19 protein-coding genes, 1 tRNA gene and 2 rRNA genes are annotated in these 22,214 nt (G+C 34.9%); all 22 read left to right on the top strand.

Translation table 11 applies throughout. The annotated features are described in order from the left end of the window. The first annotated feature begins 109 nt into the window (after positions 1 to 109). The 22 genes from MTP08_RS11335 to MTP08_RS11230 all read left to right on the top strand — a co-directional run bounded on the left by MTP08_RS11335 (position 110) and on the right by MTP08_RS11230 (position 22,196). Positions 110 to 2,864, top strand: a 23S ribosomal RNA gene (locus MTP08_RS11335). Positions 2,865 to 3,022: 158 nt separating this feature from the next. Continuing rightward, positions 3,023 to 3,130: ribosomal RNA gene (rrf, locus tag MTP08_RS11330) — 5S ribosomal RNA — on the top strand. A gap of 270 nt (positions 3,131 to 3,400) precedes the next feature. Then, on the top strand, positions 3,401 to 4,687 hold the full coding sequence (locus MTP08_RS11325; protein WP_243576048.1) for an adenylosuccinate synthase: 1,287 nt from the start codon (positions 3,401 to 3,403) through the stop codon (positions 4,685 to 4,687). A 366-nt stretch (positions 4,688 to 5,053) separates the two neighbouring features. After that, positions 5,054 to 5,896, top strand: coding sequence for an energy transducer TonB (locus MTP08_RS11320; protein ID WP_243576047.1), 843 nt, complete (start codon positions 5,054 to 5,056; stop codon positions 5,894 to 5,896). Positions 5,897 to 6,059: 163 nt separating this feature from the next. After that, entirely contained in the window at positions 6,060 to 6,833 is a 774-nt protein-coding gene (locus MTP08_RS11315; RefSeq protein WP_243576046.1) for a ParA family protein, read from the top strand. 87 nt (positions 6,834 to 6,920) lie between these two features. Continuing rightward, positions 6,921 to 7,811, top strand: coding sequence for a ParB/RepB/Spo0J family partition protein (locus MTP08_RS11310; protein ID WP_209389814.1), 891 nt, complete (start codon positions 6,921 to 6,923; stop codon positions 7,809 to 7,811). Next, complete coding sequence (locus MTP08_RS11305; RefSeq protein WP_243576045.1) at positions 7,812 to 8,450, top strand: DUF5683 domain-containing protein; 639 nt, start codon at positions 7,812 to 7,814, stop codon at positions 8,448 to 8,450. Positions 8,451 to 8,469: 19 nt separating this feature from the next. Further along, the gene (dapB, locus tag MTP08_RS11300; protein ID WP_243576044.1) at positions 8,470 to 9,171 is read left to right on the top strand and encodes a 4-hydroxy-tetrahydrodipicolinate reductase; all 702 of its coding nucleotides are present in this window, start codon (positions 8,470 to 8,472) and stop codon (positions 9,169 to 9,171) included. 114 nt (positions 9,172 to 9,285) lie between these two features. Further along, on the top strand, positions 9,286 to 10,971 hold the full coding sequence (gene lepB, locus MTP08_RS11295; RefSeq protein WP_243576043.1) for a signal peptidase I: 1,686 nt from the start codon (positions 9,286 to 9,288) through the stop codon (positions 10,969 to 10,971). Positions 10,972 to 11,034: 63 nt separating this feature from the next. Beyond that, positions 11,035 to 11,649, top strand: a complete 615-nt coding sequence (locus MTP08_RS11290; protein ID WP_243576042.1) for a WbqC family protein — start codon at positions 11,035 to 11,037, stop codon at positions 11,647 to 11,649. 92 nt (positions 11,650 to 11,741) lie between these two features. Beyond that, positions 11,742 to 13,418, top strand: coding sequence for a S8 family serine peptidase (locus MTP08_RS11285; RefSeq protein WP_243576041.1), 1,677 nt, complete (start codon positions 11,742 to 11,744; stop codon positions 13,416 to 13,418). 195 nt (positions 13,419 to 13,613) lie between these two features. Then, positions 13,614 to 14,111: a lipocalin family protein gene (locus tag MTP08_RS11280; RefSeq protein ID WP_243576040.1), complete on the top strand. Its 498-nt coding sequence runs from the start codon at positions 13,614 to 13,616 to the stop codon at positions 14,109 to 14,111. A gap of 16 nt (positions 14,112 to 14,127) precedes the next feature. Next, entirely contained in the window at positions 14,128 to 14,817 is a 690-nt protein-coding gene (locus tag MTP08_RS11275) for an OmpA family protein (protein ID WP_243576039.1), read from the top strand. Positions 14,818 to 14,925: 108 nt separating this feature from the next. After that, entirely contained in the window at positions 14,926 to 16,371 is a 1,446-nt protein-coding gene (locus MTP08_RS11270; RefSeq protein ID WP_243576038.1) for a hypothetical protein, read from the top strand. A gap of 95 nt (positions 16,372 to 16,466) precedes the next feature. Beyond that, complete coding sequence (locus MTP08_RS11265) at positions 16,467 to 17,354, top strand: decaprenyl-phosphate phosphoribosyltransferase (RefSeq protein ID WP_243576037.1); 888 nt, start codon at positions 16,467 to 16,469, stop codon at positions 17,352 to 17,354. Next, positions 17,351 to 18,658, top strand: coding sequence for an FAD-binding oxidoreductase (locus MTP08_RS11260; RefSeq protein ID WP_243576036.1), 1,308 nt, complete (start codon positions 17,351 to 17,353; stop codon positions 18,656 to 18,658). The genes MTP08_RS11265 and MTP08_RS11260 overlap by 4 nt, the downstream gene beginning before the upstream one ends. Beyond that, positions 18,659 to 19,384, top strand: coding sequence for an SDR family NAD(P)-dependent oxidoreductase (locus MTP08_RS11255; protein ID WP_243576035.1), 726 nt, complete (start codon positions 18,659 to 18,661; stop codon positions 19,382 to 19,384). It abuts the gene before it with no gap. A 3-nt stretch (positions 19,385 to 19,387) separates the two neighbouring features. Then, the gene (locus MTP08_RS11250; protein ID WP_209389848.1) at positions 19,388 to 19,975 is read left to right on the top strand and encodes an HAD family hydrolase; all 588 of its coding nucleotides are present in this window, start codon (positions 19,388 to 19,390) and stop codon (positions 19,973 to 19,975) included. Between the two features lie 99 nt (positions 19,976 to 20,074). Then, positions 20,075 to 20,458, top strand: a complete 384-nt coding sequence (locus MTP08_RS11245; RefSeq protein WP_243576034.1) for a hypothetical protein — start codon at positions 20,075 to 20,077, stop codon at positions 20,456 to 20,458. 2 nt (positions 20,459 to 20,460) lie between these two features. After that, positions 20,461 to 21,636: a cysteine desulfurase family protein gene (locus tag MTP08_RS11240; RefSeq protein WP_243576033.1), complete on the top strand. Its 1,176-nt coding sequence runs from the start codon at positions 20,461 to 20,463 to the stop codon at positions 21,634 to 21,636. 66 nt (positions 21,637 to 21,702) lie between these two features. Further along, positions 21,703 to 22,020 (top strand): thioredoxin, encoded by a 318-nt coding sequence (trxA, locus tag MTP08_RS11235; protein ID WP_130915062.1) that lies wholly within the window; start codon positions 21,703 to 21,705, stop codon positions 22,018 to 22,020. 102 nt (positions 22,021 to 22,122) lie between these two features. Continuing rightward, positions 22,123 to 22,196, top strand: a tRNA-Asp gene (locus MTP08_RS11230). Positions 22,197 to 22,214 lie beyond the last annotated feature (18 nt).

Genomic DNA, 22,214 nt, shown 5'->3' with positions numbered 1-22,214 from the left:
TTTACTTGATTATTTAAGTACAAGAAAATAAGATCATTGACATTAACGGTAAAGACATCACAAAGAGAAAACCGAGCACTTATAAGTGCTTGAGTAACCTAAAAATAGGAAAGAAATCGTTAAGGGCGTATGGCGGATGCCTAGGCTTTCAGAGGCGACGAAGGACGTGGTAAGCTGCGAAAAGCTCGGGGGATTGGCACACACGAATAGATCCCGAGATGTCCGAATGGGGCAACCCAATACATTGAAGATGTATTACCTCGTAAGAGGAGCAAACCCGGAGAACTGAAACATCTAAGTACCCGGAGGAAAAGAAATCGAAGAGATTCCGTAAGTAGTGGCGAGCGAAAGCGGATTAGCCCAAAAGTCTTTATATATTTAGAAGAACGTACTGGAAAGTGCGGCCGTAGACGGTGATAGCCCGGTATTCGAAAGGTATATATAGATGATAAATGAGTATGGCGGGACACGTGAAATCCTGTCTGAATATGGGGGGACCATCCTCCAAGGCTAAATACTCCTGAAAGACCGATAGTGAACAAGTACTGTGAAGGAAAGGTGAAAAGCACTTCGAATAGAAGGGTGAAATAGAACCTGAAACCGTACGCCTACAAGCGGTCGGAGCACCAATAGGGTGTGACGGCGTGCCTTTTGCATAATGAGCCTACGAGTTAATTTTACTAGCGAGGTTAAGGACTTCAGGTCCGGAGCCGGAGCGAAAGCGAGTCTGAATAGGGCGCTGAGTTAGTAGGATTAGACGCGAAACCTTGTGATCTACCCATGGGCAGGTTGAAGCTTTGGTAACACAAAGTGGAGGACCGAACCGGTTGACGTTGAAAAGTCTTCGGATGACCTGTGGGTAGGGGTGAAAGGCCAATCAAACTGGGAGATAGCTCGTACTCCCCGAAATGCATTTAGGTGCAGCGTCGCAAATGAGTTTATTAGAGGTAGAGCTACTGATTGGATGCGGGGGTTTCATCGCCTACCAATTCCTGACAAACTCCGAATGCTAATAAATGTTCTGCGGCAGTGAGGGCATGGGTGCTAAGGTCCATGTCCGAGAGGGAAAGAACCCAGACCAACAGCTAAGGTCCCCAAATATATGCTAAGTTGAAGCAACGCGGTTGAACTGCATTGACAGCTAGGATGTTGGCTTGGAAGCAGCCATTCATTTAAAGAGTGCGTAACAGCTCACTAGTCGAGCGGTTCGGCATGGATAATAATCGGGCATAAGCATATTACCGAAGCTATGGATTTATAATTTATTATATCTGGTAGGGGAGCATTCTGTTTGCGCCGAAGCAGTATCGTGAGGTATTGTGGAGCGGACAGAAAAGAAAATGTAGGCATAAGTAACGATAAAGGGGGCGAGAAACCCCCTCACCGAAAGACTAAGGTTTCCTCAGCCATGCTAATCAGCTGAGGGTTAGTCGGGACCTAACGCGCACCCGAAAGGGGAAGTGGATGGACAATGGGTTAATATTCCCATACTTGCTCACACTAAAAAGGGGACGGAGTGCCGTACTTACTGAAGACTGACGGAATAGTCAAGACCTAGCCTTCGGGCGAAGTTGCTGTAGGGAAAGTGCTTCCAAGAAAAGCCGAAGTGAAGCAACCCGTACCAAAACCGACACAGGTAGTCGAGGAGAGAATCCTAAGGTGCTCGAGTGAGTCGTGGCTAAGGAACTAGGCAAAATAGTCTCGTAACTTCGGAAGAAGAGACGCCATCAGCAATGGTGGCCGCAGTGAAGAGGCCCAGGCGACTGTTTATCAAAAACACAGGACTCTGCTAAATCGAAAGATGCTGTATAGGGTCTGACACCTGCCCGGTGCTGGAAGGTTAAGGAAGGGCGTTAGCGTAAGCGAAGCGTTTGACTGAAGCCCCAGTAAACGGCGGCCGTAACTATAACGGTCCTAAGGTAGCGAAATTCCTTGTCGGGTAAGTTCCGACCTGCACGAATGGTGTAACGATCTGGGCACTGTCTCAGCCACGAGCTCGGTGAAATTGTAGTATCGGTGAAGATGCCGATTACCCGCAATGGGACGAAAAGACCCTGTGAACCTTTACTATAACTTCGTATTGACTTTGAGTAAGTAATGTGTAGGATAGGTGGGAGGCTTTGAAGCAGGCACGCTAGTGTTTGTGGAGCCAACGTTGAAATACCACCCTTTACTTACTTGGAGCCTAACTTCTTTTAGAAGGACATTGCGTGGTGGGTAGTTTGACTGGGGTGGTCGCCTCCAAAAGAGTAACGGAGGCTTTCAAAGGTACCCTCAGCACGCTTGGTAACCGTGCGTAGAGTGTAATGGCATAAGGGTGCTTGACTGTGAGACCAACAAGTCGATCAGGTGCGAAAGCAGGACATAGTGATCCGGTGGTTCCGTATGGAAGGGCCATCGCTCATAGGATAAAAGGTACTCCGGGGATAACAGGCTAGTCTCCCCCAAGAGCTCACATCGACGGGGAGGTTCGGCACCTCGATGTCGGCTCGTCACATCCTGGGGCTGGAGAAGGTCCCAAGGGTTGGGCTGTTCGCCCATTAAAGTGGCACGCGAGCTGGGTTCAGAACGTCGTGAGACAGTTCGGTCTCTATCTATTGCGGGCGTTAGATGTTTGAGAGGGCTTGAATCTAGTACGAGAGGACCGATTTGAACAAACCTCTGGTGTATCAGTTGTACCGCCAGGTGCACCGCTGAGTAGCTATGTTTGGAAGAGATAAGCACTGAAAGCATATAAGTGCGAAACTCGCCTCAAGATGAGACATCTTTTAAGGGTCGTGGGAGATGACCACGTTGATAGGCTACAGGTGTAAAGTTGGTAACAGCATAGCCGAGTAGTACTAATTACCCGTAGATTTATAGCCTATAAGTTTACATTAAATCAAGCCTTATAAGTGCGACACTGGTTTTGCCTTTGTGATGAAATTTACCGATAAAAAGATGTCAGATATAAGACATCAGATACAAGACTTTAGTTAGTCTGAAATCTAATATCTAACCTCTGAAATCTATATACCTTATTTAGGGTGGTTTTAGCAGAGGGGCTCACCTGTTCCCATTCCGAACACAGAAGTTAAGCCCTCTAGCGCCGATGGTACTGCGAAAGCGGGAGAGTAGGTCGCCGCCAGTTTTTTTCAAACCTCATACAAAAATGTATGAGGTTTTTTTATTGTATTTTATTCTATCCTGTTTTTATTAAAATCCTAATCCAATCCTAATCTTCAGGTTTTGAGCATGATCCATTTTTCATCCTCAAATTCATTGGAAAATTTATCTGTTGACAGATTAAATTCATTTATTTGAATATCAGTTTCATACTAATATCAAATTAGATTGCTTCAAATTTGGTCACGAATATTTTTAAAACTAATTTTGCATGAATCTAAAATAAAGTAAAAATATGTCAACTTACGTAGTTGTAGGTCTTCAGTATGGAGATGAAGGAAAAGGTAAAATAACAGATGTTCTTTCCGCAAAATCAGATTATGTAGTACGTTTTCAGGGAGGTGACAATGCCGGTCACACTGTTTATGTGGGAGATGAAAAGTTTGTTTTGCACCTTCTGCCATCTGGAGTGCTTCAGTGTAAAGGTAAATGTATTATTGCTAACGGTGTAGTAGTGAATCCGAAAGCTTTCATGAAAGAAGTTAGCCAGATTGAAAGTAAAGGTCTTAAGACAGATCATATTTTCATCAGCAGAAGAGCGCATGTTATTATGCCATATCATATTCTTTTGGATACGTATCGTGAAGAAGAATTCGGAGGTACACAAATTGGAACTACCAAAAAAGGAATAGGACCTTGCTATGAAGATAAAATTGCAAGAGTTGGTATTAGAATGGTCGACTTACTTAATCCTGAAATTCTTCGTGAAAAAATCGAGAAAAATCTTAAGGTAAAAAATTCTCTTTTCGAAAAATATTATAACAAACCAACATTGGATGTTGAAGAAATTTATAATGAATTTTTAGAAATTGGAAAACAGCTTCAGGATAGAATTGTTGATACAGAATTGGAACTTAATGAGGCTATCCATGAAGGTAAAAATGTTCTTTTTGAAGGTGCACAAGCTTTAATGCTGGATATAGATTTTGGAACTTACCCTTACGTAACATCTTCTTCCCCTTCAACAGGAGGTGTTTGTACAGGAGCAGGAGTTCCGCCAACCTCACTTCAAAACCTAATTGGTGTTGCAAAAGCATACTGCACACGAGTAGGAAACGGTCCTTTTCCTACAGAATTAGATAATGAACTTGGAGAAAAAATCAGACAGATAGGGCACGAATTTGGAGCTACTACAGGAAGACCTCGTAGAACTGGCTGGCTAGATTTGGTTTCTTTAAAACATGCTTGTATGATTAATGGGATTAATAATCTTGTTATCACAAAACTAGATGTTCTTACAGGAATTGATACTATCAAAATCGCTACGAAATATAAAACAGAAGATGGTAAAATTATTGACTATTTTACATCTTCTACTACAAAATTGTACGATTACGAAGCAATTTATGAAGATTTACCAGGCTGGACTGAAGATATTACCACAGCCCGAAGTTACGATGAACTTCCTGCCAATGCACAAAAGTATATAGAATTTATAGAGCAATATTTAGGCATTAATGTATACCTTGTTTCTGTAGGTCCTGAAAGAAGTCAGAATATCATCAGAAAAGAATTATTTTAATAATAATTTTATCAAAATATCACAAAAGACTGTCGTAAGGATAGTCTTTTTTTTTGTTTGAAGCTTTTCCCGCTTTCGCTACTCGCTTTTTTTACAACCCGACGATTTCCATCGCCGAGTTGTAAAAAAGAGCTTAAACAAACCGCTCAATCGGGGCTAGGGATTTCTATGTCAATATATTTTTATACATCAGATTTAATTTTTGTTAGGTGTAGAATAGTTAATTTTTCATTTTGTTAGTATTATTATTAAATTAGTTTGTAGATATCATAAAATTGGCAAATATTTTGATGTTAGTTTATTTAATGAGGATAATTGATTGAAAACTGATAATTATTCTTGCTTAATCTATTAATTGTTAATGTGATGAAAAACCTAGAACAAAATCAAGAGTTTCGACTGAATGAAATTTTATTTCAAAACCGTAATAAAGCGTATGGTGCGTATGTTTTGAGAAACGAATCTGACCGAATTTTAACAAAATCACTCGTTATTGGTGTTAGTTTGTTGGCTGCTTTTGCAATTACTCCAATAGTAATTAATGCTTTTAAAACTGTTGAAGTAACTGAGCCAACTTTCGTTTTACCACCACCAATTGATATTTCGGATGTACCTGAAGATCCACCGGCAGTAACTCCAAATCAAACGGCTCCACAACCTCCAAAGAGCGTGATGCAATACAATAGTCAGGTTCCAACTCCCGGAAAAGATGCGAATGAAAGTGATATTGTTACTGAGATTCCACCAAAAGCAGTTGCTGGTTTTAAAAATGATTTCGTTTCGCCACCCGCAGAGCCTAATGTACATATAGTTTTACCTGCAAATTCAGGATCTGGAACAGTTGTTCTTCCAAAAACTGTTATAGCGGAAGATGGATCTGGTGATGATGCAGTGGATAATCCAGGGATTCTAGCGGTAAGTGCAGATTTTGTAGGTGGAATTGATTCTTTTAGAAATAAAGTACTCAACAAGTTTGATGTTTCTTCTTTTACAGAAGAAGGAAGTATGACTACAGTGGTAACATTTGTTGTTGAGAAAGATGGTACAATTTCAAATATTAAAACGAATGGAAAAGATGCAGGATTTAATGCTGAAGCAGTGAGAACTATTAAGGCAGTAAAAGGAAAATGGATTCCTGGAAAAAATAAAAAAGGAGAGTCTGTGAGAAGTTTGTTTAAATTCCCGATTTCTATGAAGTTTGATAATTAAGAGTAATAAAACTTTATATATAGTTATCCACAAAGATTTTTTTTTGTGGATAATTTTTTTATTGTGTAATATTCTTATTAACAACAATTTAACTCAATTTTGGTTTTAGGGATTCTTTAATAGCGAAGAAAAAAGTGTATTTTTGAGCATTAAAGTTTGAGCAATGGCAAAAATTATAGGTGTCGCTAATCAGAAAGGTGGAGTGGGAAAGACCACAACTGCCGTAAATTTAGCAGCAGCATTGGGTGTATTAGAAAAGAAAATTCTTATTATTGATGCCGATCCACAGGCAAATGCTACTTCTGGTTTGGGTGTGGAAGAAGTACAGTATTCTACCTATAATCTTTTGGAGCATAGTGTAGATACCAGAAGCTGTATCCAAAAAACAGCAACTCCCAATTTGGATATCGTTCCTTCTCATATCGATTTGGTTGCTGCAGAAATAGAATTGGTAGATAAGGAAAACCGAGAGTATATGCTGAAAGAAGCATTGAAAGATGTACGAGAAGATTATGATTTCATCATTATCGATTGTGCACCGAGTTTAGGTTTAATTACTGTAAATGCCTTAACAGCTGCAGATTCTGTTATCATCCCAATTCAGTGCGAATATTTTGCATTGGAGGGTCTTGGCAAACTTTTAAATACCATTAAAAACGTACAGAAAATTCATAATAAAGATCTTGATATAGAAGGGTTGCTTCTTACGATGTACGACAGTCGTCTGCGTCTTTCTAATCAGGTGGTGGAAGAAGTTAATTCTCATTTCCCTGAGATGGTTTTCGAAACAATTATCAGCAGAAATGTAAGATTAAGTGAAGCACCAAGTTTCGGAGAAAGTATTCTGAATTATGATGCTGAAAGTAAAGGAGCTATTCAATACATTCAGCTTGCAGAAGAAGTGTTGCTGAAAAACGAGAAATTAGTAAATAATTAAGATTTGCTTCAACTAAAATTTATCTGATTACAACAAATTATCAATATAAAAAAAGCAAGATGCATTAGCTGACTGCCATTTTACAATATGAAAGACAAAAAAAGAGCAATGGGGCGTGGTTTAGGAGCTATTCTGAGTGCAGAATCTAAAGCTACGGTAAACACAGCAACCGATGAAGGAGCAGATAAATTTGTAGGAAATATTATGGAGGTTCCTATTGAAGACATTTATCCTAATCCCACACAGCCCAGAACTTATTTTGATGAGAAAGCATTAAATGAACTCGCTCAGTCCATAAAAAATTTAGGAGTAATTCAGCCAATTACACTTAGAAAAGACGGAGAGAAATTTGAAATTATTTCTGGAGAAAGAAGATTCCGAGCCAGTAAAATAGCTGGTTTGTCTTCTGTGCCTGCTTATATCAGGCTGGTAAATGATCAGGAGCTTCTGGAAATGGCGTTGGTAGAAAATATTCAGCGTGAAGATCTTGATGCGATCGAAATTGCTTTAACCTATCATAGACTTTTAGAAGAAATAGGTCTTACACAGGAAAATTTAAGCCAAAGAGTTGGAAAAGACAGAAGTACTATTACCAATTCGATAAGACTTTTAAGATTGAGTCCGGATATTCAGAACGCTATTCGAAGCGGAGAGATTTCTGCCGGTCATGGAAGAGCAATCATCAGTCTGGAAAATGAAGAGCATCAAAAAACTCTTTTTGAAATGATCATTAAAGAGAAACTGAATGTTCGCCAATCTGAACAAGCAGCTACCGCATTAAAAAATCCTAAATCTCCGGCAGCAAAAAGAGCCAAAGCCGAACTGTCTAATAATTATAAGAGAGCACAAAAAACAATTGCAGATATTCTGGATGTAAAAGTAGAAATTAAGACTACTGGAACAGGGAAAAAAGGTAAAATCGTTTTAGATTTTAAGAATGAAGATGAACTGGAATATATTTTATCTCATATTAAATAAATGCAAAAAATACTTGTCACTATCTTTGTTTTTATAGCTGGGTTGTTTTTTTCACAGATCAATCCCAGAGATAGCATAAGATTAGACCATTATGCAAAAGATAGTATTCCTGCTGCAAAACCGCAAGCTCCTGCTAAAGTTATTCAGGAGATAGAGAGAGTGAATGCTCCTGCGAAAAAAGTGGTTACTAAACTGAATCCTACCAAAGCAGGATTGTATTCTGCAGTACTTCCAGGATTAGGACAGGCTTATAATAAAAAATACTGGAAAATTCCAATCGTTTGGGGTGCAGTAGGAACGGGCGTAGGAATTGCAATCTGGAACCAGAACAAATATAAGGAGTACAGAGAGTATTATATTGCTAAACTGAACGGTACGCCCAACGAATTTTTAACTCAGGTTCCTTATTTAGATGCTGTAGCCTTAGGAAATGCTCAGGATAGAGCCAAAAGACAGCGGGATTATGCAATTGCAATTTCAGGACTTATTTATATTTTGAATATTGTTGATGCTGTTGTAGACGCTCATTTATATGAAGGAAGAAAAGACCCTGATCTTAGTTTGGCACCTGCAGTTATTTACGATGATTATAATTTCAATCCTCCCAAAACAGGTTTGGCTTTAACGTATAGATTTTAAATAAACTTTAGATTTAATAATGAAAATAGCATTAGTCGGATATGGCAGAATGGGCAAGATTATAGAAGAAATTGCCTTGAAAAGAGGACACGAAATTGTTGCTAAACTTAAAGAAACTCCGACCCATGAAAATCTTAATCATCCCGATGTGGTTATTGAGTTTTCTTTGCCTGAAGTAGCATTTAATAACATTAAAGTATGTTTAGAAAATAAAATCCCTGTTATTTGCGGAACAACCGGCTGGTTGGAAAAAAAGCCTGAAATTGAAAGAATTGCTTTAGAAAACGGAACTGCATTTTTATATGGTTCAAATTTCAGTTTGGGGGTGAATTTATTTTTTGCGTTGAACGAAAAGTTGGCGGGACTGATGAAAAACGTTAATCAATATACCTGTCAGTTAGAGGAAGTTCATCACATTCATAAACTGGATGCACCGAGCGGAACAGCAATCTCTTTGGCTGAAGGAATTATAAAAAATTCAAATACCTATGATGCGTGGAAGTTGGAAGAAACTTTAGGCAATCAGTTGGGTATTTTTGCAGTAAGAGAAGATGAAGTTCCGGGAACGCATTCTGTTTTTTATAAAAGTGAAGTAGACGAAATCGAAATAAAACACACCGCATTCAATAGAAATGGTTTTGCATTGGGAGCTGTTGTTGCAGCGGAATGGATAAAAGACAAAAAAGGAAATTTTACGATGAAAGATGTTTTGGGACTTTAGTTTTGTAACAAAATTCTTACATTGCAAACTAATTGGTAGTAAAAGATCTGGAATATAAATTTATTCGCGAGATACAAAGCTTATTACTTATATTATACATTAGGTACAAAATTTATGAATTATTTTTTAACGTATACAGTTTATGTCCTCATTTTATCAGTTTTAATGGGGATTTCTACATGGAAGCTGTTTAAGAAACTAGGGTACAGTCCGCTTTTCGCATTTATACCTTTTTACAACTATTTCATTATACTTAAAGAGACAAAACACCCGAAATGGTGGGCGATTTTATCTTATTTGCCGATTGTAGGACCTATCATGATGAGTGTTTTTCATTTGTATCTCATGAAGAAGTTCGGAAAAACACTCTTCAAAGATCAGTTACTTACGGTTATTTTACCATTTATATATATGGCGACAGTCAACTATTCCAAAGATGTGGAAATAGAAGACGAAAATGAACTTTATCTAACTCAAGAAGAAAAAGAAGCGAAGAAGAAAGATTCTTTTGTGGGATCTATCACTTTTGCTGTGGTTTTCGCTACGATTATTCATACATTCATTACTCAGCCTTTCGGGATTCCTACAGGTTCAATGGAGCGTACTCTTCTTGTGGGTGATTTCCTTTTTGTAAATAAATGGAGCTATGGATACAGACTTCCAATGCGTCCCGTGGCAATTCCTTTCCTACAAGGAACAATTTATGATTTTCAAAAAGATGGAAATCCTAAAAATGACGGAAAATCTTATGTAGAAGCAGTAAAATTACCTTACGAAAGAATTTTTCAATTCAACAAACCTCAGAAAAATGATATTGTAGTATTCAATTATCCTAGAGATTCTGTGCATGTTTCTTTAGACAGAGCAGATCCTTATGTAAAGAGATGTGTTGCTGTAGCGGGAGATACATTTGAGATGAGAGATGGCAGAATGTTCGTAAATGGTAAACCTGAAACTGTTTTAGGAGATCAGGATATTCAACATGCATTTTATATTGAGGCAAGTAGTGAAATTGATGTTCCAACTCTTTATAAAAGATTAGGTTTTATTTCAATAGCAGTTTTAGACACTGAAAAATTTCTTGCTATAAAAAATAACGAAAAATACAATATAAATCCTAAGAATATTGTATATCTTATGCAGCTTACAAATTCTAGATTAAATGAAATTAAATCTTTACCTCAAGTAGTGTCTACTCATGAAGATATAATGGATAAAGGTGAAGGAGGAATTTCTTATAGAAATGCTGAAAAAACAAAAATTGATACTACAAACTCTATTTTTCCAATCAATAAAGGCTGGAATCAGGATCAATATGGCCCGCTTAGAATTCCTAAAAAAGGAGATGTAGTTGCTATTAACCAAGAAACTTTACCAGAATTTCAATGGATTATTAAAAATTATGAGCATAATACTCTAGAGAATAAAAACGGCAAAATCTTCATCAACGGAAAAGAAACTAACCAATACACCATTAAGCAGGATTATTATATGATGATTGGTGATAACAGAGATGCTTCTTTAGATGCTAGATTTTTTGGCTTTGTTCCGGAAGAAAATATTGTTGGAAAACCAATGTTTACTTGGATGAGTATTGAAGGAGCTTTCACAGATTCTCAATCTTCATATCAAGCAGATGGTTGGAGGATTCGTTGGGATAGAATGTTTAAAGCAACAAATACTGGTGAAGCCAACAAAACATCTTATTGGTGGGTTGCTGTAATGATTTTAGTTTTATTCTTCGGATGGGAATATTTCATGAAATTATTTGGTAAGAAGAAAAAAGATGATGAGATTTAATTAATTTATAAACATAAATGAAATGAAGTATTTGAAAAAGTACTTCATTTTTATATAAGAAATATGCAAAATATATTATTACCGGTATTCTATTTACCACCGATTTCCTGGTTTTCAGAATTTTTGAATCCTGAAAATGAAGTAACTTTTGAGCAGTTTGAAAATTTTCCAAAACAGACTTATAGAAACAGAGCCAACATTTTCGGAGCAAACGGTCAGTTATCGTTAATCATTCCCATTCATCATAACGGAAGCCGTATATATAAAGATATTAAAGTTTCTTATCGTGAAGACTGGCAGAAATTACATTGGAAGTCAATTAAAACAGCATACCAAAGTTCTCCTTATTTCGAATATTATGAGGATAAACTCATAAAACTTTATGAAGAGAAAAATAAATTTTTACTAGATTTAAATCTCAAAAGCATAGAAATTATTCAGAATATTCTTAAAACAGATAAGGCACACTCTTTGAACAGCGAGTACCTAAAAAATCCTGAACAAAGTAATTTCCGAGAAAAATTTTCAGCAAAGAATCCTTCAGATTATGATATGGAAGAATACTATCAGACATTTTCAGATAAAATGGGTTTTCTTAAGGACTTATCCGTTTTAGACCTTATTTGTAACAAAGGACCAGAATCTGTTACTTATATTAAAAATATAAAGCAATTATAATAAAAATCAAAAGATTCTAGATTCATAGACTTTCGTTTTAAATGAAGTCCGAAGAAAGTAGATGAAATAAATTCAAAAAAATAAAATTTAATATGAAAAAGATATTTTTAGCAGCCGTTTTTTTAGCAGGTTTTGCTTATTCTTCAGCACAGGAAGTTGCAAATAAAGATAACAAAGATTTAATGACTTGGTATCATAAAGATTTTGCAACTACTAAAGTATATGGCGTAAATACAGAAAATGCATATAAATTTCTCGAATCTAAAGGATTAAAACCTAAAACTGTTGTAGTAGGAGTTTTAGACAGCGGAGTTCAGGTAGATCACCCAGGTTTGGTAAATAATATTTGGTCAAATCCCAACGAAATTCCAGGAAATGGCAAAGATGACGATGGAAATGGCTATGTAGATGATATCCACGGATGGAACTTTATTGGAGGAAAAAATGGTGATATCGATATCGATAACATGGAGGTAACAAGAGTTGTTGCCAAATACAGACCTATTTTTGAAGGTAGCGATTCTAATAAAAACAAAGCAAACCAGGCAAAAATGCCGGAAGAATTTGCGATGTACATGAAGTCTAAAGAGATTTTCAATAAAAAAAGTGTAGAAGGAAGACAGCAGTTTAAACAGTTTGAAATGATTAGCCAAGTAATTCCTTCAATGGTTTCGCTTCTAAATGGCAAACCGTTAACTTCGGCAAATCTTGCAGGAATTACGCCTACAAAACAAGAAGATGCTATTGCTCTTGAAATTCTTAAAAATTTAGCTGGAAATCCTGAATTTAAAGGTAAATCTCCGCAAGATGTACAAGATTTAATGACGAAAGAAATTAAGCCGGCACTCGATCATTACGGTGCTCAGGTTAAACAATATGATTTGGATTATGATCCAAGAGCAGAAATTGTTGGAGATAATTATGATGATTATTCCGAAAGAAAATATGGAAACAATCATTATGAAGGTCCGGATGCCGAACACGGAACACACGTTGCAGGAATTATCGCAGGATTACCTCAGGGAAAAGAAGTTCAGTATGGTGTAGCTTCCAGAATAGCCAAAATTATGTCGGTTAGAACAGTTCCAAATGGGGATGAGAGAGATAAAGATGTTGCCAATGCCATTAGATATGCTGTGGACAATGGAGCAAAAATCTTGAATATGAGTTTTGGTAAGCCAGTATCACCGGGGAAAACGGTTGTTTGGGATGCTTTTAAATATGCTCAGGATAAAGGTGTACTTCTTGTAAAAGCTGCCGGAAACGAAAATGAAGATGTAGCAGAGCATTTGGCTTATCCAACCAATTTTAAGAACGTAACAGATGCTGCGCCATTTGTAAACAATGTTATGGTTGTTGGAGCAAGTACAAACAGAAGCAACGATTTAAGAGCAAGTTTTTCTAACTATAACAAAAAAATGGTAAATGTATTTGCACCAGGCGAAGAGATTTATTCTACCGTTCCGAAAAATGAATACAGCTACCAACAGGGAACATCTATGGCTTCACCAGTTGCCGCAGGTGCTGCCGCAGTTTTGTTAGCATATATGCCGGATCTTAAACCTGAACAGATTATTGAAGCTTTGGTAAAAACAAGCAATATCAGTAAAGAAAACGAGTTTCAGGATAAATCTCAGGCAGGAGGTGTAATTGATGTGAAAAAAGCAGCTGAATATGCTTACAATAATTTTTATCATGGAAAAACTACAATTCAAAATTCTAAAAATGTAATAAAAAGTAAATCTGGAAAGAAATCTGTAAGAAAATGATTTTCAGATATTTTTATATATAACATAAATAAAGCCTGTAATTATACAGGCTTTATTTTTAATAATATGCTTTAGTTGGCACGGTTTTTTATACTAATATAAAATGTTAAAATAATTTACTTATTATAAAGTTGAATTATTGAGCATCTATTGCTTTTCAATTAGATATAAAAAATTAATAATAAACATTAAACTATGAAAAAACTATTACTTGCATGCATAGTGGGAACTTCGCTTTTTACAGTGTCTTGTTCCGGAGTTAAAAAAGCAGGTGAGGCTCAGAGTCAAAGATCAGAATTTCTAAAAATGAAAGGAGATTGGCAGATTGTAAGCATCGATTACGATAAAGCTTATAAAATAAAACCTTTTGATGAAGGAGCAGATGCTAAATGCTTTATAGGAAGCCACTGGAGATTTATTCCGAATAATTATTCAGGATCTTATACTTTAGATGGTGGAGGTTCTTGTCCAAAACTCATTCAGCCAATCAAGATTGATATTAAATCTAATGTTTTCACCTTTAAGAAAATAGCTGAAGGCACAAAAGCTAAACAAAATACAGCAGGTTATACCTTAAATGTTATTGAAAAAGGAACAGACGAATTTTCTTTAGAGCAAAATGTTCCATTTGAAGGTAGTACCATTAAAGTGGTTTACAATTTCCAAAGAACTGGTATGGATTTTACCAGATAATTAAAAAAATACTATAATGAAATTTAATAAAACTTATATCAGCGCATTATTTTTATCTTCAGCTTTATTATTAACAAGCTGTGAGGCAGTTCAGAATTCAAATAATCAGCAGAGAGGTACTGCAGTAGGTGTAGCTTCTGGTGCTGTAATTGGAGGGATTTTGGGAAATAATATAGGAAAAGGAAGAAATGCTGCTTTAGGTGCAATCTTAGGAGGAGTTATCGGAGGTGTTGCGGGTAACGTTATTGGTAACAAAATGGATAAGCAGGCAAAAGAAATTAAAGAAACTTTACCTGGAGCAGAAGTGGAGAGAGTGGGTGACGGTATTAAAATCACTATGAATGAAAGTATTGTAACATTTGCTTTCGATTCATCAAATCTTACCACTTTAGCGAAAACTAATTTAGATAAACTTGTTCAGGTTTTGGTAAATAATCCGGATACAAACATCAATATTTATGGTCATACAGACAGCAAAGGATCAGATGATTATAACCAAAAATTATCGGAAAGAAGAGCGAATTCAGTAAAAGCATATTTGGTGTCTAAAGGTATTGCATCGAGCAGAATGTTTGCTTTAGGTGAAGGAGAATCTATGCCTGTTGCAAGCAACGATACTGAAGAAGGAAGAGCTAAAAATAGAAGAGTAGAGTTTGCTATCACAGCTAACGAAAAAATGATTAATGACGCATCTCAAGGACAATAATTAGTAATAAATTAAAATATAAAACCGCTTTCTTAGCGGTTTTTTTTGTATTATTGCAATCGATTTATGCTGTTTTTTTAAAATATATTAAAACTAAAATCTGACTTTATGGTTTCATTACAACAGGATAGGATAGCACAGAATAACATACTTTTTTCCAGCAGAAATGGATTTTTATTATTCTTAATAGTTTTTAATCTTATCTTTTTCCTCTTATGGAATTATACAATGGATGACGCTTTTATTACTTTTAAATATGCATCAAATTTTGCAGATTATTTTAAACCATATTATAACTTAAACTCTGATTTTCAGGGAGATGGGCAAACTAGTTTTCTTTGGTTTATTGTTTTAACAATTCCCTTTTTACTAAAAATTAGCCCAATCATTTTCTATAATATTGTTAATTATTGTTTATCAATAGTTTTATTGTATACATTCTCTAAAAATCCTTTGGAAATAAGTAATCAAAGATGGGTCAATATAATTTTTAAATATTTTGGAGGAGTTTTTTTTTCTATATTGTTGGCAATTAATGCAAAACATGGTTTAGAGACTATTTTGTATATATATGTATTATTTCTTTTGTTAAAAAATTGGAATTCCAAAAATAATTTAGGAACTCTTTTCTCTGTTTTAATTTTTTTAATTCGTCCGGAAGGAATTGTTTTTTCAGGCATTTATGCTTTGAGTCTGTGGAGAAATAAGAAAATTTTTTGGAAAAATGCATTTATTGTTGCTGGAAGTTTAGCTCTTTTTATAGGTTATAAAATCTATTTTTTCAATGAATTAATTCCTTTACCTTTTATGTTTAAATCTGCAGTAAGTTTAGATAAAGGAGATTTTGTTTACTTTATATTATTTACTGCTCTTTTTTTTCCAATAATTTTTCATTCTTGGAAAAATAAAAAATATTTTTACATTTTTCCTCTGCTTTTCTTTTTAGTATATTATGCTTTTGGAATGGAAAGAATTATGGGAACTGGCTATAGGTTTAGTTTTCCTTTACTTGCATATTTATTAATTCCCATTGAAAATAAACTGGATAAAATAAGTGTTTCAAAAAAATACATTAAAATTTTTGAAATTGCTTATATAGGAAGTTTTTTGATTGTTATGATGGCTTTTTTCAGGGTAATATTTTTTGAAATGAATTCAATTATTGAGTATACAAAAGGCATGGAAAATGCTCATATTAAGATAGGAAAATCACTTTCAAAAAATCCTAATTCCAAAATTTTTGTTTCGGATGCTGGAGCAATTGCTTATTATTCAAAAGCAGATTGCTATGATACCTTCGGATTGAATGATGCATTATTTCTCAAATATAGAAAAGATAACAACTGGAAAGCGTATTTTAATCATGCTGATAAAATTAATGCAGATTATTTAATTTTACTTTCAGAGACACCAGATGTTTATACGCCAAAAAAAGAATTAGATTTTGAAAATAAACTGTATAAACATTATAATCTTCATATAAAGGATTTACATATTCAAAGAAAATTTGGAGATAATTATTATGTTCAAGTTTATAATTTGAAGCATCTATAAATTCACCAAAACTAAATGTTATAAAAGAAAAGTCGCTTTGCCAAATAAGGTCTATATAGGTTTTTTATCTTAATTTTGCACATCAAATAACATAAATGAAACAATATTTAAAACTGCTACGCGTAGAGCAATGGGTAAAAAACCTTTTTGTCTTTGTTCCATTATTTTTTTCCGGAAATATTAAAAATATAGATTTACTTTCTAAAAGTATTTTTGCTTTTGTAGTATTTTCTTTGGCTGCAGGCGTGGTTTATATCCTTAATGATTATAATGATATAGAAGCAGACCAAAAGCATCCTGAAAAAAGAAAACGCCCTTTAGCAAGTGGTGCTATTTCTAAAAAGAGTGCAATTGGTATTTTGGTCGGGCTTATTGTTACAGATATTCTGTTGGTGTTTTTTGCGTATAATTTCTACCATATTCAAGTGTGGGAGTTTGCTATAATAGTTGCAAGTTACTTTGTTATGAATCTTGCCTATACTTTCAAGCTGAAGCATGTTCCTATTATTGATATTTTCATTATTGCAATCGGTTTTGTTTTGCGTGTTCAGGCAGGCGGTTATATCACTGGTATATTTATATCTCAGTGGGCGACATTACTTACCTTTGTGTTAGCATTGGTTTTAGCTATTGGGAAAAGAAGAGGAGAGCTGATTAATGCTCAGGTTTCAGGTAAAACCAGAAAAGCATTAGATGGCTATAATGTTCAGTTTGCGGATATTACATTGTCTATATCTGTAACTTTAGCTATTGTTTGCTATCTTATGTTCACCTTGTCACCAGAAATTCAGGTTAAATTACATTCTGGGGTATTTTATACGGTAATTTTTGTAGTATTTGCATTTCTAAGATATTTACAGCAGACTTTGGTATATAACCGTACCGAGTCTCCAACAAAAATCGTTTATAGAGACCGTTATATACAAGTAACTTTAATATTGTGGGTTGCTGCATTTTTAATTTTAATTTATTTTAAGAAATGAAGCCGGATTTAAAGCAGAAAGTTACCAATTGGGGAAATTTCCCGGTAGTTGAAAAAGAAATGAGGTCTGAAGACAGCTTCATCAAAATAAAACAATTCTTACAGAATCATAATGAAGTTATTGCCCGAGGAAACGGGAGATGTTATGGAGATGCTTCGTTAGGTGAAAGTATTTTCTCAACAAAAAAACTCAATAAATTTATCAGTTTCGACAGATTAAATGGTATCATAGAGTGCGAATCTGGAGTATTATTGTCTGAGGTTTTGGAAGTAGTAGTACCACAAGGGTATTTTCTAATGGTAACACCGGGTACTAAATTTATTTCAATTGGTGGTGCCATCGCTTCGGACGTTCATGGGAAAGGAATTCATTGTTTTTCAGAATGTTTATTGTCGTTTAGGTTAATGATTGAAAATGGTGATGTGCTAACCTGCTCTAGAGAGGAGAATGAAGAAAAATTCTGGGCTACGATTGGTGGAATGGGACTTACCGGTATTATTTTATCAGCAAAATTTAAGCTGAAAAATATTGATAGTGTCTATATTAGACAAGAAAGTATCAAGGCGGAAAATTTAGACGAGATTTTTCACTTGTTTGAAGAAAGTGAAGATTGGACATATAATGTCGCGTGGATTGACTGTTTGCAAAAAGGCAAAAATATTGGCAGAAGCGTATTACAACGAGGGGACTTTGCCATGCAGTCGGAATTGCCGAATAAGGTAAAAGAAAAACCATTGATTTTAAAATCAAAAAAATTACCAAAAGTTCCTTTTTATTTTCCCGGTTTTGTTCTTAATAATCTTACGGTAAAAATTTTCAATTATTTAATTTATAATAAACAACGAGCAAAAGTTGTAAAAGATATTATTCCTTACGAAACTTTTTTCTATCCTTTAGACATTATCGAAGATTGGAATAAAATCTATGGTAAATCAGGATTTATTCAATATCAAATGGTTATTCCCAAAGAAAAAGGCAAGGAGGGAATGCGTAAAATTTTAGAAACAATCGCTAATTCTGGTAACGGATCTTTTTTAGCAGTTCTTAAATATATAGGCAAAAACGATCCTTTGGCTTACAATTCTTTTCCATTTGAGGGTTATACATTGGCTCTGGATTTTAAAGTTAATTCTAAACTAAAATCCTTAGTTGTACAGCTAGACAATATTGTAGAAGAATTTGGAGGCAGAATTTATCTTGCGAAAGATAGTATGAGTAAATCTTCTCTTACCAATTATCTTAAAAATGTAGAGAGTTCCAAATTTGTGTCTTTGCAGCACAAAAGAATTTTAAATAATAAATAAATGATTGTTCTCGGCAGTACCTCCGAAGTAGCACAGGCTTTTGTGGAAAAAGCTCTAAAAGCAGGAGAAAGGTTTGAAAAAATTTATCTTTTCACATCCAATAAAGAATCAGCAGAACGATTTGCAAGACATATCGATGTAAAATTCTTACAGCAGTCTGAGATAATTGAGATTGATTTAATGAAACCCGTTAGATTTTCAGATTGGGATCATGTCAATTCAAGTCTGTTGTTTTGTGCAGCGGGATATTTAGGGGAAAATACGGAGGAAGGTCTATATGATAATAAGAATACAGAACGTATTATAGATATCAATTATTCTAAACTGGTACCTGTTATCAATTATTTTGCTCAGAAATTTGAAAGCAAAAGATCAGGAACCATTATTGGGCTGTCTTCAGTTGCAGGAGAAAGAGGAAGACAGAGTAATTTTATCTATGGAAGTGCAAAAGCTGCATTCACCGCTTATTTAAGTGGTTTGAGAAATTACCTTTTCGATAAAAAAGTTCATGTAATGACGGTAAAACCGGGTTTCATGGCTACAAAAATGACAGAAGGTTTACCGCTAAATCCTAAATTAACTGCAACTCCCACAAAAGCTGCAGATTGTATTTACAATGCTTTCAAAAAGAAAAAAAATGTAGTGTATGTATTGCCGGTTTGGGGAATTATTATGATGATCATTAGAAATATTCCGGAGTTTATTTTTAAAAAGATGAAGCTTTAAATGATGAAAAAACTATATTGTTTTGATTTTGACGGTACGCTTACCTACAAAGACACCATGTTTTTGTTTCTGAAATTTTATAATCCAACAAAATTCAGAACACAGTTTATCCGACATATTCCGCTATTCATTCTTTTAAAACTAAAACTGGCAGACACAGAAAAGGTAAAGAAAAGTTTTATAGGTTCTGTGCTTAAAGGTCAGTTGCAATCGAAAATAGAAGAAAAATCTATTCAGTTTTTTGAAGAAAATTTCCCTTCAATTTTTAGAGAAAACGCATTAGAATTCATCAAAAATATAGACCGTGAAAATACCAGAAGTTTTATCGTTACTGCTTCGCTGGATATTTGGACTAAACCTTTTGCAGACAAATTGGGCATGATGCTTATTGCCACAAAGGGAGAGTTTAAAAATGGAATTTTTACAGGTAATTTTATCGGAAAAAACTGTAACGGTGAAGAGAAACTGGTTCGTATTAAAAAAGAAATTTCTGGTGAAAAGTATGATAAAATCATAGCTTTTGGAGATACTTCGGGAGATAAACAGATGTTGCAATGGGCAAATGAAGGTCATTACCGTTTTTTTCATTAATTTTGAAGAATTAATAAAAATAAAATGAACAGATTGCTAATTTTGTTTTTTGCAATCATAATAAATTGCATCGGAACTCCGGCACAAAAAACTTCAAACATGCACAATCAAGCAGAAATACTGGTTTCTGAAACTCAGGGAGGTACTCAAAAACAAGGGTTCAGAATTTTAAGTAACCGGCAGGAATTGGCAGACGAAATAAAAGAAAGATACACTGCTTCGGGGCAGTATCCAGTAATAGAAACCCCTGCATTCCCAAAAGATAAAAAAGTTGTGGTTTGTTATTTGGGAACTTTCAATTCAGGAGATCATAAAGTAAAGGAAATTACAAGTATTTCTGCGAAAGATAATATTCTGTATGTGGAAATCCCTAAGTACGAATCTGGCGGAATGGCAATTCAGGTTATGTCTAATCCTTGGTTTGTATTTTCAGTTCCTTCAAGTTATCAATTCACTTCCGTACAACTAAAATATTCAAAGTAAAAATGACTAAAATATATTTGGACAATGCAGCGACAACACCTCTTTCTAATGAAGTGATTGATGCAATGATTGAAACCATGAAAATTAATTTTGGAAATCCTTCTTCTACACACAGTTTTGGCCAGGAAGCTAAAATTTTAATCGAAAATGTAAGAAGGCAGGTTGCGGATTATCTTCATGTAAGTCCTGCCGAAATTATTTTTACTTCGTGCGGAACAGAATCCAATAACATGATCATCAAATCTTGTGTAGAACATTTGGGAGTAGAAAGAATCATCAGTTCTCCATTGGAGCACAAATGTGTTTCTGAAAGTATTTTGGATATGAAAAGTAGAAAAGGAGTAGAGGTAGCATACATTCGCCCTAATGAAAAAGGAGATATAGATTTATCTAAGCTGGAAGATCTTCTAAAGTCTTCGGATAAAAAAACACTGGTAAGTTTAATGCATGCCAACAACGAAATCGGTAACCTGATTGATCTTAAAAAAGTAGCAGAAATTTGTAAAGAAAACAATGCTCTTTTCCATTCGGATACTGTACAGACCATGGCTCACATGACTCTTGATTTTTCGGATATTCCGGTAGATTTTGCATCTTGCAGTGCTCATAAATTTCATGGGCCTAAAGGAATTGGTTTTGCCTTTATAAGAAAAGCAAGCGGTCTGAAAGGGATTATTACAGGTGGCCCTCAGGAAAGAAGCCTTAGAGCAGGAACAGAAAATGTGGCAGGAATTGCCGGTTTGGGCAAAGCATTAGAATTATCTCTCAAAAATATGGAAGAATACTCTTCCCACATGCAAAATATAAAAAAATATACTGTAGAAAGACTTTCGGAACAAATTCCTGGAGTAAAATTCAACGGAAGAAGTTCAGAGCTGAATAACAGTTTATACACAGTTGTAAGTGTATTGCTACCTTTTAAAAATCCTTTAATCGGTTTGCAACTCGATATGAAAGGGATTGCAGTTTCACAGGGAAGTGCTTGTTCTTCAGGGGCTTCTAAACCTTCAATGGTAATGATGATGGTTTTATCGGAAGAAGAAATGGATCACTGCACACCTCTAAGAGTATCATTCAGTCATTTAACGACCAAAAACGAAATAGATGCTTTGGTGGATGCTTTAAAAGAAATCTCGAAAGATTTTGTTATAGAAAATACAAATGTTGAGCATAGATAGTCTTGTCGCTTAATAGTTGTAAATTTGTTTACAAGTTTAGAATAGTAATAATTTAAAAATAAAAAAATGGCTTTAGAAATTACAGATAGCTCGTTTCAAGAAACAGTTTTAAAATCAGATAAACCGGTATTGGTAGACTTTTGGGCAGTATGGTGTGGTCCATGCAGAACTTTAGGTCCAATTATCGAAGAGGTTGCTAACGATTTTGAAGGGAAAGCTGTTGTAGGGAAAGTGGATGTAGACAACAATCAGGAAATTTCAATGCAGTATGGTATCAGAAATATTCCTACAGTTTTAATTTTTAAAAACGGAGAAGTTGTAGATAAATTGGTAGGGGTAGCTCCTAAAGAAGTTATCGCCGAAAAATTAAGTGCACACTTATAAAATAATTAGTTTGATAATGAATGCTTTCCGTCTTTGGAAAGCATTTTTTTATTATATAATTTTGAATTTGATCTAAAATGTGTATTTTTGCACTACTAAAATGATCCGGTAGTTCAGCTGGTTAGAATGCCGCCCTGTCACGGCGGAGGTCGCGGGTTCGAGTCCCGTCCGGATCGCAATCCTGTAAGATATTA

This window comes from Chryseobacterium oryzae, assembly GCF_022811665.1.
Taxonomy (GTDB): domain Bacteria; phylum Bacteroidota; class Bacteroidia; order Flavobacteriales; family Weeksellaceae; genus Chryseobacterium; species Chryseobacterium oryzae.
Note: the sequence above shows the minus strand (reverse complement) of the source record. Positions and strands in the feature narration are given on the sequence as shown.

Excerpts from the sequence above, each read along its gene's own strand:
- MTP08_RS11250 (WP_209389848.1), top strand. The coding sequence starts at position 19,388 with ATGAAAAAACTATATTGTTTTGATTTTGACGGTACGCTTACCTACAAA.
- MTP08_RS11290 (WP_243576042.1), top strand. The coding sequence starts at position 11,035 with ATGCAAAATATATTATTACCGGTATTCTATTTACCACCGATTTCCTGG.
- MTP08_RS11245 (WP_243576034.1), top strand. The coding sequence starts at position 20,075 with ATGCACAATCAAGCAGAAATACTGGTTTCTGAAACTCAGGGAGGTACT.
- MTP08_RS11240 (WP_243576033.1), top strand. The coding sequence starts at position 20,461 with ATGACTAAAATATATTTGGACAATGCAGCGACAACACCTCTTTCTAAT.
- MTP08_RS11305 (WP_243576045.1), top strand. The coding sequence starts at position 7,812 with ATGCAAAAAATACTTGTCACTATCTTTGTTTTTATAGCTGGGTTGTTT.
- MTP08_RS11310 (WP_209389814.1), top strand. The coding sequence starts at position 6,921 with ATGAAAGACAAAAAAAGAGCAATGGGGCGTGGTTTAGGAGCTATTCTG.
- MTP08_RS11280 (WP_243576040.1), top strand. The coding sequence starts at position 13,614 with ATGAAAAAACTATTACTTGCATGCATAGTGGGAACTTCGCTTTTTACA.
- lepB (WP_243576043.1), top strand. The coding sequence starts at position 9,286 with ATGAATTATTTTTTAACGTATACAGTTTATGTCCTCATTTTATCAGTT.
- MTP08_RS11285 (WP_243576041.1), top strand. The coding sequence starts at position 11,742 with ATGAAAAAGATATTTTTAGCAGCCGTTTTTTTAGCAGGTTTTGCTTAT.
- MTP08_RS11320 (WP_243576047.1), top strand. The coding sequence starts at position 5,054 with ATGAAAAACCTAGAACAAAATCAAGAGTTTCGACTGAATGAAATTTTA.
- MTP08_RS11260 (WP_243576036.1), top strand. The coding sequence starts at position 17,351 with ATGAAGCCGGATTTAAAGCAGAAAGTTACCAATTGGGGAAATTTCCCG.
- MTP08_RS11325 (WP_243576048.1), top strand. The coding sequence starts at position 3,401 with ATGTCAACTTACGTAGTTGTAGGTCTTCAGTATGGAGATGAAGGAAAA.
- MTP08_RS11265 (WP_243576037.1), top strand. The coding sequence starts at position 16,467 with ATGAAACAATATTTAAAACTGCTACGCGTAGAGCAATGGGTAAAAAAC.
- MTP08_RS11255 (WP_243576035.1), top strand. The coding sequence starts at position 18,659 with ATGATTGTTCTCGGCAGTACCTCCGAAGTAGCACAGGCTTTTGTGGAA.
- MTP08_RS11315 (WP_243576046.1), top strand. The coding sequence starts at position 6,060 with ATGGCAAAAATTATAGGTGTCGCTAATCAGAAAGGTGGAGTGGGAAAG.
- MTP08_RS11275 (WP_243576039.1), top strand. The coding sequence starts at position 14,128 with ATGAAATTTAATAAAACTTATATCAGCGCATTATTTTTATCTTCAGCT.
- MTP08_RS11270 (WP_243576038.1), top strand. The coding sequence starts at position 14,926 with ATGGTTTCATTACAACAGGATAGGATAGCACAGAATAACATACTTTTT.
- dapB (WP_243576044.1), top strand. The coding sequence starts at position 8,470 with ATGAAAATAGCATTAGTCGGATATGGCAGAATGGGCAAGATTATAGAA.
- trxA (WP_130915062.1), top strand. The coding sequence starts at position 21,703 with ATGGCTTTAGAAATTACAGATAGCTCGTTTCAAGAAACAGTTTTAAAA.